Source organism: Kitasatospora putterlickiae (assembly GCF_039527695.1).
GTDB lineage: Bacteria > Actinomycetota > Actinomycetes > Streptomycetales > Streptomycetaceae > Kitasatospora > Kitasatospora putterlickiae.
In genome coordinates this window covers 522-12,760 of record NZ_BAAAKJ010000161.1, presented here as the reverse complement: position 1 = coordinate 12,760, position 12,239 = coordinate 522, and the positions used below count along the sequence as shown (strand labels likewise).

Sequence of the window (12,239 nt, the reverse complement as noted above, 5' to 3'; positions counted from 1 at the left end):
CCGGGCCCGCCGGCCCGGACGGTCACACCGGCCCGGGCGTCGTCGAGCTGATCGCCACCCTCACGCGACTGCTGGACGAGGAGCCGAGCGTCCGGGCGGCCGCCCGGCTCACCTGGGAGCAACCGGAGTCGGCCGGCAACTGGCACGCGGGCTGGAGTCCGGACCTGCGCGAGCGGCTGGCCCGCGAGCGGTCCGCCGCCCCCGCGGCCGGCCATCCGGACGAAGCCGTCCTCGACAGCGCGGACCTGGAGACCCTGGCCCACTGCCTGGTGGTCGGCTCCGAGGCGCTGCGGCGCGGAATCGTCCCCCTGGACGGTGGCGATCCGGCCGTCCGGGCGCAGGCCCGGCAGCGGCTCGGGCGGCTCTGGCGCCGCGCGGCGACCGGCCCGCCCGCCCCCGGCGTATGCCGCTGACCAGCAGGTTCACCCCCTCACCAGCAGTCAACCCACCGCCCGCACCGGCCGCTTGACGCCGGGGCGGGCGGTGCCGCGTTCCCCGGCCACCAGGCGCCAGGACTTGCCAAAACCGGTCCGGGGCCGGCACGGGACTCAAAAACAAAGAGATCGTTCGCTATTCTTTTGGGGACGGCACCTCACGGCACCACACGATCTCGGGGAGCTCACATGGACGCGCAACCCCTGTCACCGGCCGGCGAAGCCGCGGTCTCCCGGTTCGCCGAGCAGGTCTTCGCCCACCTGACCCGGATAGACCAGCGCCGCTGGGCCCGGACCTACCTGCAAGGACTGCTCGCGGCCCCCGGCCGCAAGTCCCTCTCCAACATGGCCGCGAGCCTGGCTCCCGGGCCGACCGCGGCCACCGCCTCGCTCTCGCTCCAGCAGTTCATCAACGGCAGCCCCTGGGACTGGCGCCCGGCCCGCCGGGTGCTGGCCCGCCTCGCCGCGGACGGCCGGGCCGGCCACACGGACGAGCCGGCCCGACCGGCCCCGCCGGTCCGCGCCTGGACGGCCACCCTGGCCGTCATCCCCAAGCGCGGCGACCAGGCGGTGGGCGTCCACCGCCGGTTCGTCCCGGACGCCGGACGCACCATCAAGTGCCAGGCCGCGCCGGGCCTGTTCGTCGCCACCGACCGCGACGCCGTCCCGGTGGACTGGTCGCTGCTGCTCGACCCGAGCTGGACGGACGACCCGGAGCGGCGCAGCCGCGCCCGGATCCCCGACGGCCTCGCGCCGTACGCGGCCGGCGAACTGCTGCTCGGGATGGTCGACCGGCTCAGCGCCGTCCTGCCGGTGGCCCCGCTGGTCGCCGACCTCGGCGTGGTGGACGAGCCGCTGCGGCTGGCCGGCGCGCTCGCCCGGCGCAAGGTCCCGTACCTGCTGGAGGTCCGCGGCGGCCAGACCGTCCGGCCGGTGGTGCAGGCCGCCACCGGCCGGCACGGGCGGACGGAGCAGGGCACCGTGACGGCCGAGTCGCTGTTCCCCCGCCGCCGCACGCGCACGCCGGGGGCACCGCGGCAGGTACTGCGCGGCGCACCCGTCCTGTTCGGCACGCCCGGCCCGAACGGCTCGCCCGCGCACCGGCTCTGGGCGCACGGGGGCGGGTCCGGGGGACCCCGGCGGTACTGGCTGACCAACCTGGTCGAGGACGCCCCGGGCGTGCTCGCGCTGCTGGACGCCGCCGCGGCCACCCGGGTCACCGTCGACCGGCTCGGGTCGGACTTCGGCCTGCTGGACTTCTCCGGCCGCTCGTTCACCGGCTGGCACCACCACATGACGCTGGTCTCGGCCGCGTACGCGATCGGCCGGCGCCTGCCCGGACGCGACCTGCCGGGACGTGACCTCCCGGGCCACGACCTCCCGGGCCACGACCTGCCCGGCCACAACCTGCCCGGACGCGCCCAGGAAATCATCCGGGAAAGCCTCCTGAATTCCGCCTGACAATACCCCGGGCGACTTGCCGAAGACGTCCGAATCGGATTGACCGAAATCCCCGCCAGGGTCGATGATTTCAATGTCGGCAAATTGGCCGGAAAGGCCCGAGGGAACTGGAAAGGAGGTGAGCACGATGAACACGGCAGCCGCCGAGGAGCCCCTGGTGGAGGCGTTGGAGACTTTCCCGGGAATTCTGGGAGAGCAGCTCTTCGCCTCGTTCGACCGGGCCGACTACCGGCTCAAGGCCGAGGAATACCTGAGGGGCCTCCTCGGCACGGCCGGCCGGAAATCCATCAGCAACATCGCCCGGACGCTCGGCGACCCGGGGGCGGTCCAGCGGCTGCACCACTTCATCCGCAACTCGCCCTGGGCCTGGGCCCCGGTCCGCGAGGCCCTGGCCGCCCGGCTGGTCGAGGCGTGCACCCCCCGCGCCTGGCTGGTCCGCCCGATGTTCATCCCGAAGTCCGGCACCCGCTCGGTCGGCGTCGGACGCCGGTTCGTCCCCGAGCTGGGACAGCTGGCCGGGGCCCAGCAGGCCGTCGGCCTCTGGTACCTGGCCCCCCGGCTCAACGCGCCGGTCGACTGGCAGCTCCAGCTGACGGACCCGCCCCACCGGGCCGTCCCGCCGCCTGACCGGCCGAGCCACCCCGCCGCGGCCTGCCCGACCGGGGACTCCCTGGAGCGCCAGGCCACGCTGCTCGGACCGCTCGCGGACCGGCTGCCGGCCACCGCCGCGGCCACCCTGATCTGGGACGGCTGCCCGGCCGAACCCGGCGGGCTGTTCGCGACCGGCCGGGAGCTCGGCCTGCGGGTGGCCGTCCGGGTCGACCCGACGACCCGGCTCACCCCGGTCACGGCCCCCACGCGTGACCGCGGCCGGGCCCTGCCCGCCTACCAGCTGTTCGCCTCCGCCGGCGCCCGCCGGCTGGCCGGAACCTCGGGCCCGCCCGGGGTCGAGGCGCACGTGGTCCGGGTCGCCCTGCCGGGCACCCCGGCCGAACTGCTCCTCTACGCGGAGTCCGGGACGCGCCCCACCGCGTTCTCCGGATTCTGGCTGACCGATTCCGAACCGGACCGGGCCGCCGAATTCCCCCGGTTGTTCCGCATGGCCGGCGGCGTCGAGGAGGACCGCACCGTCATTGGCGAACGGGTCGGCCTGCGCGATTTCGAAGGGCGTTCCTTCGAGGGCTGGCACCGGCACATGACGCTCGCCTCGGCGGCCTATGCCGCGGTGGCACTCGGCCGCCGCCCCACCCGATGAGAACCACGCCCGCACCGTGAATTCACCCATGCCTTCACAAGGGATAAGGACATGCTTGTCTTCGACAATTACCCGAGCGGCCTCACCTACAGCCAGTCGTCGAAATCCTGGCGGGTGCGCGCGGTCAAGCCGGTCGAGTACGAGGTGCGCGTCTGCGAGGGCGTCTTCGACCCCGCCAGCACCGCCCTGATCGAGCAGACCGCCGACGCCGCGGGCGGCAACCGCCGCTTCGTGGTCATCGACGCCGAGGTCGACCGCCTGCACGGCGAGCGGATCCGCCGCTACTTCGAGCACCACGGCGTCGACTACTTCCTCCAGGTGGTCCGCGCCGACGAGACGCTCAAGGAGTTCGAGACCGCGTCCGACATCGTGGTCGCGCTGGACTCCTTCGGCCTCGACCGCCGGCGCGAGCCGATGATCGTGATCGGCGGCGGCGTCCTCATGGACATCGTCTGCCTGGTCGCCAACCTCTACCGCCGCGGCACCCCGGTGGTGCGCGTGCCCACCACGCTGATCGGCCTGGTGGACGCCGGCGTCGGGGTGAAGACCGGCGTCAACTTCAACGGCCACAAGAACCGCCTGGGCACCTACTTCGCCCCGGTGCTCACCCTGCTCGACCGCTCCTTCCTGACCACCGTCGACCGCCGGCACATCGCCAACGGCATGGGCGAGATCCTGAAGATGGCGCTGATCAAGGACGTCCGGCTGTTCGAGCTGCTGGAGCAGCACGGCCCGGCGCTGATCGAGCGGAAGTTCCAGGACGACGGACGCGGCGGCGACCCGGCCGACGAGGTGCTGCGCCGCGCCATCCACGGCATGCTGGAGGAGCTCCAGCCGAACCTGTGGGAGGCGGAGCTGGAGCGGATCGTCGACTACGGCCACACCTTCTCCCCCACCCTGGAGATGCGCGCCCTGCCGGCCCTGCTGCACGGCGAGGCGGTCACCGTCGACATGGCGCTCACCACCCTGCTGGCCTGGCGCCGCGGCCTGGTCGACCTGGAGCAGCGCGACCGGATCCTCGCCGTCATGCGCGCGCTCGAACTGCCCAGCTGGAACGAGCTGCTGGACGCCGACCTGCTCGACGCCGCGCTCCAGGACACGATCCGCCACCGGGACGGCCAGCAGCGCCTGCCGCTGCCGGCGGGCATCGGCGACGCGGTCTTCGTCAACGACGTGACCCGCGAGGAGCTCGCCGTCGCGGTCGAGGACCTGCGGGTGCTCAACTCCCGGGAGCTCAGCCGTGTCTGACGCCTCCGCCCCCGCCGGCGTGCTGGTCGCGGACACCCGGGACGCCTCGGAGATCTACGGCGTGCACGGCGCCCCCGGCCTCACCTACTGGAAGGCGCTCGCCAGCCGGCAGCACCTGGAGGCCGAGGTCGAGGCGGTCGAGGTCGCCCGGATCCCGCCCGGCGGCCTGAGCGGCGAGCACCGCCACACCCGCACCGAGGAGATCTACTTCATCCTCCGCGGCCACGGCGAGTTCCTGGTGAACGGCGAGGTGCGGCCGGCCCGTCCCGGCTCGCTGCTGCTCACCGGGATCGGCACCGTGCACGGCCTGCGCAACACCGGCGCCCCCGCGGGCGTCACCGACCCCGGCTACGGCAGCGCCCCCGAGGGGCACCTGGAGTGGCTGGTCATCGAGATGCCGGCCCCGGCCACCTCCGAGGTGCTGCACGGGCTGGCCCCCGACGCCCCGACCGCCGAACTCACCGAGAGGAAGACCGAGACGATGCGGCTGCACGACCTGCGGGAGGAGAAGGCGGTCGACCCGGCCGGCGTCTTCACCGGTCCGCTGCGCCTGGTGGAGATCCGCGAGCTGGCGGACGGCGACGGCGCCGCGTTCAGCGCGCACACGAGCGAGCACACCGTCTTCGTGCTCACCGGGTCCGGCACGGCCACGGCCGGCGACACCGCGGTGGAGCTGACGGCCGGGACGGCGGTCACCCTGCCGTTCGGGGCGGAGGCGGTGATCACGGCCGGCGCGGGCGGCCTGGAGTTCTTCCACGCCGAGCTCGCCGTGCCCGAGCGGGGCCCGCGATGATCGTCAGCCGCGCCCTCCGCCCGGTGGACTGCGACCCGGCCGCCACCGGCCCCGACCGGCGGACCTGGTCCTGCCTGGCCCGCCGGGGCATGCTGCACAGCGAGACGGAGACCGTCGACCTCTGGCGGCTGCCCCCCGGCGAGCGGCTGGTCCACGACATCCGGGACGGCGTCGAGGAGGCCCTGTTCGTCCTCTCCGGCACCGGGACCGCCACCCGCGGCCCCGACGAACTGCCGCTGACCGAGGGCTCGCTGGTCCTCGCCCGGCACGACTCCGCGATCACCGTGACGGCTGGCCCCGAGGGCCTGCGCCTGCTCAGCACCCGCGTCCTGCCGCGCGCGCTGAGCACCGCCCTCCCGGCCCGCGTCCCCCAGCTCGACTGATCACCCGGCATCCGAACCCCTGAACCAGGAAGTGGGAAGAGTTCCATGCGCAATCTCAGTCGCCGCACGTTCGTGGCCGGTGCCGGGGCGACCATCGGCACCGCCACGGCGGGCGGGCTGCTCGTCCCGGCCGCCCGGGCGGCCGCGGAGGACGCCGGCGACGCGGCGTCCAGAACGGTCCGCAACGGGGACCTCATCACCGTCACCCCCGACCAGCCGCGCTACGTCGACCTGATATCCGGCTTCAACCCGCGCTGGGAGGCGCGACCGAGGGGCGTCCGGCTGCCGCGCACCACCGCCCAGGTGGTGCAGGCCGTCCAGGACGCGGCCGACAAGCGGCAACGGCTCACCATCCGCGGCGGCGGGCACTGCTACGAGGACTTCGTCTACAACTCCGAGGTCGAGGTCGTCGTCGACATGAACCTCATGGACGCGGTCACCTACGACCCCGGCCGCCGGGCGTTCGAGGTCGAGGCCGGCGCCACCCTGCTCAAGGTCTACCAGACCCTGTACGAGGGCTGGGGCGTCACCATCCCGGGCGGCGTCTGCTACGCGGTCGGCGTCGGCGGGCACGTCACCGGCGGCGGCTACGGCAACCTGTCCCGCAAGCACGGCCTGGTGGTCGACCACCTGTACGCGATCGAGGTGGTCACCCTCGGCGCCGACGGCCGGGCCCGGGCGATCGTCGCCACCCGCGAGCCGAACGACCCGCACCGCGACCTCTGGTGGGCCCACACCGGCGGTGGCGGCGGCAACTTCGGCGTGGTCACCCGGTACTGGTTCCGCTCGCCGGAGGCCACCGGCAGCGTCCCGTCCGACCAGTTGCCCAAGCCGCCGGCCGAGGTGCTGATCGCCATCCCGAGCTGGTCCTGGGAGAACATCACCCGCAGCGGCTTCGGCAACATGGTCCGCGCCTACGGCACCTGGTTCGAGCAGAACAGCGGCCCGGACTCGGTCTACACCGGCCTGACCAGCTGGCTGTTCCTGAACCACAAGGTCTCCGGCAGCCTGGTGCTGCTGCTCCAGGTCAACGGCGACGTGCCGCAGGCCGAGCAGCGCGCCAAGGACTTCGTCCAGGGGCTGAGCGACGCGCTCGGCGTGCCGCACACCGGCGACGTCGTCCGGCTGCCGTGGCTCAAGGCGGTCAAGTACCTCGGCACCATGGACGGCTCGCAGACCAACCCCCAGCTGCGGGCCGGCCACAAGTCGGCGTACATGAGGAAGGGCTTCCCGGAGAACCAGATCGCGGCGATCTGGAAGCACCTGACCCGCACCGACTACACCAACCCGAAGGGCGGCCTGGCCGTGGTCTCCTTCGGCGGACGGATCAACACCGTCGCCTCGGACGCCACCGCGCTCCCCCAGCGCGACGCGATCTTCAAGCTGCTGTACCAGACCTACTGGACCTCGCCGGCCGACGACGCCCCCAACACGGCCTGGCTGCAGGAGTTCTACCGCGAGGTGTACGCCGACACCGGCGGCGTCCCGGTCTCCAACCGGGTCACCGACGGGTGCTACGTCAACTACGCGGACCGCGACCTCGGCGACCCGCAGCAGAACACCTCGAACGTCCCGTGGAGCACGCTCTACTACAAGGACAACTACCCGAAGCTCCAGCGGGTCAAGCAGGCCTACGACCCCAAGGACTTCTTCCGGCACCGCCAGTCGATCCGGCTGCCCGGGAGCGTCCGGTGAGCGCCCCGACCGCCGGCTCCGGGCGGAACCTCTCCCGGTTGCCCTCGCTGACCGGCATGCGGTGGATCGCCGCGCTGCTGGTCTTCCTGACCCACGTGTCGGTGGCCAAGCCCTTCGACACCCCCGCGCTGAACGACTTCATGTCGGACTACCTCAGCCGGGCGGGCTTCCTGGGCGTCGGATTCTTCTTCGTGCTCAGCGGCTTCGTGCTCACCTGGTCCGCCCGCGAGGGCGACCGCCCCTCGGACTTCTACCGCCGCCGGCTGTTCAAGCTGTACCCCAACCACGCCGTCACCTGGCTGGTCGGGCTGCTGCTGATGGCCCGGGCCGGCGCCGAGCTGACCACCGCGGGGACGGTGCCCTCGCTGCTGCTGGTGCAGAGCTGGATCCCCTCCCTGGAGGTCATCGGCGGTACCAACGGCCCGAGTTGGTCGCTCGCCTGCGAGGTGCTGTTCTACCTGAGCTTCCCGGTGATCATGCCGCTGGTGCGGCGGATCCGGCCGGAGCGGCTCTGGCTCTGGGTGGGCGTGATGACGGCGGCGCTGTTCGCGCTGCCGCTGATCGCCCAGCTGCTGCCGGGCAGCCCCGACTCGCCCTGGCAGCCGCTCTCCTTCTGGCGGTACTGGTTCGTCTACTTCCTCCCGGCCGCCCGGCTGCCGGAGTTCGTGCTCGGCATCCTGCTGGCGCGGATCGTCCGGAGCGGGCGCTGGGTGGCCGTCGGCTGGCCGGTGGCGGCGCTGCTCACCGCCGCCGGGTACGCGCTGATGATCACGCTGCCGGACGCCTGGGGCATGGCCGCACCGACCGCGCTGCCGGTCGGGCTGCTGATCGCGGCGGTGGCCGCCAAGGACGCCGCCGGGGTGGGGACGCCGTTCGCCGGCCGGACCATGGTCTGGCTCGGCGAGGTCTCCTTCGCCTTCTACATGGTCCACTTCCTGGTCATCCAGTACGGACCGCTCGGCCTCGCGGCGACCGGATCGGCCGGCGCGAACACCTGGAGCACCCCCGGTGCCCTGGGGGTCATGGGGATCACCCTGGCGCTGAGCATCGGCTTCGGCTGGGCGCTGTACCGCCTGGTCGAGGTGCCGGTGATGCGTCGATGGGGTCGGTCCGCCAAGGCCGGGACCACGGGCACGTCCCGCACCGACGCGGCCGCTCCGGCCGCGGGCGCACGCTCCGAGGCCGCCCCGGCCCCGGTCGCGGGCACCGGGGCGGCACGCTAGACCGACGTGCCGGGCCGGCCTCCTCAGGCCGACACCAGCGCGTTCAGCTCGACCACTTCGGCCTCCCGCCGGGCCGCCGCGACGATCCCCGCCAACGCGGCCCGGCTGGCCCCGAGCGACAGCAACTGCTGATCGAGCAGGTCGAGCCGCTGTTCCAGAACCTCCAGCATGCAGGGGGCCACCGTGCCGTCGCCGCCCACGCAGGGCAGCACGTCCCGGATGGCGCTGGTGGAGAGCCCGGCCCCCAGCAGGGCCCGGATGTTGCGGACCACCGCCGGCGCGTCCTCGCCGTACCTGCGGTGCCCGCCCTCCGGACGACGGGCCTCCAACAGGCCCTGCTCCTCGTAGTACCGAAGGAGACGGACGCTGACCCCGGTCCGCGTCGCCAGCTCACCGATCCGCATGTGACACCCCTCACATCCCCTTGAATCTCACACGAATGGGAGATTGTACCGTGACCGGTATGACGAACACCGAGATCACCGCCCAGATCGACCGTCAGACCTTCGCCCTCGGCGGCGATCTGACGGTCCGCCGGATCGGCTACGGCACCATGCGCCTGGCCGACACCCCGGACATCAAGCCCACCGAGGCCGTCGTCTGGCACGCCCCGACCCCCCGCGCCGCCGCCCTGGACGTGCTGCGCGCCGCCGTCGAGAACGGCGTCCAGCTCATCGACACCGCCGACTCCTACGCCCTCGGCGGCAGCGAGGAGCTGATCGCCGAAGCCCTGCACCCGTACGCCCAGGACGTCGTCGTCGCCACCAAGGTCGGCATGACCCGCCCGAGCCCGTCCGAGTGGGTCCCGATCGGCCACCCCGCCTACATCCGCCAGCAGGCCGAGCTGAGCCTGCGCCGGCTGCGGGTCGAGCGGATCGACCTGCTCCAGCTGCACCGGATCGACCCCGAGGTGCCGCTGGCCGACCAGATCGGCGCGCTCAAGCAACTGCAGGACGAGGGCAAGGTCCGGCACATCGGCCTCTCCGAGGTCACCGTCGAGGAGCTGGAGCAGGCGCTGGAGATCGCCCCGATCGCCACCGTGCAGAACTGGTACAACCTGGCCACCCGCCAGCACGACGCGGTGGTCGACTTCACCGCCGAGCGCGGCATCGCGTTCATGCCGTTCTTCCCGATCGCCATCGGCGGCCACGCGGGCGAGGACAGCCCGGTCCTGGAGGTCGCCCGCGAGGTCGGCGCCACCCCGGCGCAGACCGCGCTCGCCTGGCTGCTGCACCGCTCGCCCAACATCCTGCCGATCCCGGGCACCACGTCCGGGAAGCACCTGGTGGAGAACCTGGGCGCGCTGGCCATCGAGCTGACCGACGAGCAGTACGCGCGCCTGGACGGCATCGCCGCCGCCGAGGCCGCCAAGGCCGCCGAGGCCGAGGCCACGGCGGGCGAGTGACCGGCGCCCCGCCCGGCGGCGTGCTCCGCCGGGCGGGCCGGGTCCCCCGACCGGAAAGGGCCCCCTCCCCCGTGGGGGCCCTTTCCCCTGCCGGGACCACCGCCCCGGCCTCACCGCTCCATCAGGCCCAGGTCCGTGACATCGGCGGCCAGCGCCTTGAGCAGTGAGCCGGCCCGCTTGTCGTCCGGACCGAGCGCGATCAGCCGGTTCATGACGTACGAGACGCCGAGGCCGACCCGGGGCCAGGCCTGGTTCGCCGAGCCGCCCCCGCCGTCGTGGCCGAAGGTCTCGCCGTCCGGGCCGGGCCGCTCGGCGGTCCGCAGCCGGTAGCCGCCCCCGCCGTACGCCATCACCACGTCGATCAGCTGGTCGGTCTTGCGGGCGTACACCCCGCGGGCCTCGTCCAGCAGGCGGCGGGAGAGCAGCAGCGGGCGGTCGTCCAGCGGCCGACGGGAGTCCTCGGCGAGGATGCCGTAGAAGGTCGAGAAGGCCCGGGCGGTGCCGCTGACGTTGATCGCCGGGATCAGCGCGGAACGGCGCTCCGGACGGCCCCAGACGCCCTCGTCGTCCGGGAACGGCTGGGGGTTCTGCCAGATCCGCTGGGTCAGCGGGTCCTCGCTGTGGAAGAAGCCGGTGAACTGGGGCAGGAAGTTCCTGCCGTAGGTGGTGCGGGCGAGCCGGGGCCAGTCGGCCGGGCCGGTGCCGTAGTGGATGTCGAGGTCCAGCGGGACGGCGATCTCCTCACGGAAGAACCGGTCCAGCGGGCGGCCGTCCACCCGGCGGACCAGCTCCCCGACGATCCAGCCGGCCGACAGCGGGCCGTACAGGATCCCGTCGGCGCGCGGGTCGCTCTCCAGCGGCTGGGCGGCGATCAACCCGGCCATCAGCAGCGGGTCGTTGGCGTCGTCCTGGGTGACCTGGGTCCAGGTGCCGGGCAGCCGGCCGGTGAAGGTGACCACCTGCCGGACGGTCACCGCGCCCTTGCCCTCGGCCGCGAACTCCGGCCAGTAGTGGGAGACCGGACGGTCCAGCTCGATCCCGCCCCGGTCGACCAGCTTCAGCAGCGCGGTCACGGTGACGCCCTTGCTGCCGGAGAAGATCGTTTGGAGGGTGTCCCGCTCCCAGCGGGTGCCGGTCAGGTGGTCGGCCGTTCCGCCCCAGAGGTCCACCAGGACCTCCCGGCCTCGGTGGACGGAGAACGCGGCGCCCAGGTCGTCCCGTTCGAGGAGGTTGCGCTCGAACTCCGCGCGGACCCGCTCGAACCCCGGGGCGGTGTACCCCGCGACGTGCGTCCCGGACGTCAGCGTGATCGCCATCTGAACCAACTCCGCTCGAATTCTTGCCGTGAAGGGAAACTGCGACGGGCCGACAGCAGAACACAAGGACCAGCGAGTCGTGAATCCCCGGCCCCCCGGTTTGGCACCTTGACAAAGTCCTCCGCCGTGAATTGCCAACCGGTCCTGCGGCGGCCCATTCTCGGATCAGCCGGCGAAACCCCGCCGGCCCGGGAACGGACGAAAGAGGATTCCCATGGCCAAGATTCCGGGCGCCCGGGCGGTGCACCACATCGCCTACACCGTGCCGGACCTCCAGCAGGCGGTCGACTTCTTCGTCGACGTCATCGGCGCCGAGCTCGCCTACCGGCTCGGCCCGGTCGAGGACCCGGAGACCGACTGGATGGCGCGCAAGCTCAACGTGGACCCGCGGGCCTCGGCGAACATCGCGATGCTCCGGCTCGGCCCCAACGCCAACCTGGAGCTCTTCGAGTACACCGCCCCCGTCCAGGACCGCGGGCAGCCCCGCAACAGCGACGTCGGCGGGCACCACTTCGCGATCTACGTGGACGACGTCGACAAGGCCGCCGACTACCTGCGGAGAGTCCCCGGCGTCACCATCCTCGGCGACCCCGAGACCATCGAGGACGGCCCGATCAAGGGCGACCGCTGGGTCTACTTCACCACCCCCTGGGGCATGAGTATGGAGCTCATCAACATGCCCGAGGGAATGCCGTACGAGGACGCCACCGAAACCCGCCTCTACCTCCCCACCGAGCACTGGCCGGAGAGCTGACGACAATGCCGCCGAACCGCCCGGAGAAAAGCCCTTCAAGTCGATTCGCCAACGAATCGACGAACCGTCTCGCATTCCTCTCGCTCGCCCTCGTCGCCTTTGTCGTCGGCACCTCGGAATTCGTCGTGGTCGGCATTCTCGGCCCGATCGCGGACGGCCTGGGAGCCGGGCTCGGCACGGCCGGACTGCTCGTCACCGGCTACGCCCTGGGCATCTCCCTCGGCGGACCGGCGCTCACCGCGCTCACCCTGCGGCTGCCGCGCCGCACCCTG

Annotated in this window: 11 protein-coding genes and 2 pseudogenes; 11 read left to right on the top strand and 2 right to left on the bottom strand. The window is 72.8% G+C overall.

Annotated elements, in window-relative coordinates; genetic code table 11:
* The 8 genes and pseudogenes from ABD308_RS16735 to ABD308_RS16700 all read left to right on the top strand — a co-directional run.
* A pseudogene (locus tag ABD308_RS16735) lies at window positions 1–413 on the top strand (hypothetical protein); the annotation flags it as partial.
* A gap of 210 nt (window positions 414–623) precedes the next feature.
* Window positions 624–1,895: an IS701 family transposase gene (locus ABD308_RS16730; RefSeq protein WP_344335025.1), complete on the top strand. Its 1,272-nt coding sequence runs from the start codon at window positions 624–626 to the stop codon at window positions 1,893–1,895.
* 127 nt (window positions 1,896–2,022) lie between these two features.
* Complete coding sequence (locus ABD308_RS16725) at window positions 2,023–3,150, top strand: IS701 family transposase (protein WP_344335022.1); 1,128 nt, start codon at window positions 2,023–2,025, stop codon at window positions 3,148–3,150.
* A 51-nt stretch (window positions 3,151–3,201) separates the two neighbouring features.
* Window positions 3,202–4,398: a sedoheptulose 7-phosphate cyclase gene (locus ABD308_RS16720; protein ID WP_344335019.1), complete on the top strand. Its 1,197-nt coding sequence runs from the start codon at window positions 3,202–3,204 to the stop codon at window positions 4,396–4,398.
* Window positions 4,391–5,191: a cupin domain-containing protein gene (locus tag ABD308_RS16715; protein ID WP_344335016.1), complete on the top strand. Its 801-nt coding sequence runs from the start codon at window positions 4,391–4,393 to the stop codon at window positions 5,189–5,191. The genes ABD308_RS16720 and ABD308_RS16715 overlap by 8 nt, the downstream gene beginning before the upstream one ends.
* Window positions 5,188–5,574: a cupin domain-containing protein gene (locus ABD308_RS16710; RefSeq protein WP_344335014.1), complete on the top strand. Its 387-nt coding sequence runs from the start codon at window positions 5,188–5,190 to the stop codon at window positions 5,572–5,574. The genes ABD308_RS16715 and ABD308_RS16710 overlap by 4 nt, the downstream gene beginning before the upstream one ends.
* Before the next feature lie 45 nt (window positions 5,575–5,619).
* On the top strand, window positions 5,620–7,269 hold the full coding sequence (locus ABD308_RS16705; RefSeq protein ID WP_344335008.1) for an FAD-binding oxidoreductase: 1,650 nt from the start codon (window positions 5,620–5,622) through the stop codon (window positions 7,267–7,269).
* The gene (locus ABD308_RS16700) at window positions 7,266–8,492 is read left to right on the top strand and encodes an acyltransferase family protein (protein WP_344335006.1); all 1,227 of its coding nucleotides are present in this window, start codon (window positions 7,266–7,268) and stop codon (window positions 8,490–8,492) included. The genes ABD308_RS16705 and ABD308_RS16700 overlap by 4 nt, the downstream gene beginning before the upstream one ends.
* Before the next feature lie 23 nt (window positions 8,493–8,515).
* On the opposite strand, the gene ABD308_RS16695 is transcribed toward ABD308_RS16700, so the two are convergent.
* Window positions 8,516–8,896, bottom strand: coding sequence for a MerR family transcriptional regulator (locus tag ABD308_RS16695; protein WP_344335001.1), 381 nt, complete (start codon window positions 8,894–8,896; stop codon window positions 8,516–8,518).
* A gap of 59 nt (window positions 8,897–8,955) precedes the next feature.
* Between ABD308_RS16695 and ABD308_RS16690 the strand changes: the two genes are divergently transcribed.
* Window positions 8,956–9,897, top strand: coding sequence for an aldo/keto reductase (locus ABD308_RS16690; protein WP_344334998.1), 942 nt, complete (start codon window positions 8,956–8,958; stop codon window positions 9,895–9,897).
* A gap of 110 nt (window positions 9,898–10,007) precedes the next feature.
* On the opposite strand, the gene ABD308_RS16685 is transcribed toward ABD308_RS16690, so the two are convergent.
* Window positions 10,008–11,213, bottom strand: a complete 1,206-nt coding sequence (locus ABD308_RS16685; protein ID WP_344334994.1) for a serine hydrolase domain-containing protein — start codon at window positions 11,211–11,213, stop codon at window positions 10,008–10,010.
* A 214-nt stretch (window positions 11,214–11,427) separates the two neighbouring features.
* On the opposite strand from ABD308_RS16685, the gene ABD308_RS16680 reads away from it, so the two are divergent.
* The gene (locus tag ABD308_RS16680) at window positions 11,428–11,967 is read left to right on the top strand and encodes a VOC family protein (protein ID WP_344334989.1); all 540 of its coding nucleotides are present in this window, start codon (window positions 11,428–11,430) and stop codon (window positions 11,965–11,967) included.
* 5 nt (window positions 11,968–11,972) lie between these two features.
* A pseudogene (locus tag ABD308_RS16675) lies at window positions 11,973–12,239 on the top strand (Cmx/CmrA family chloramphenicol efflux MFS transporter); the annotation flags it as partial.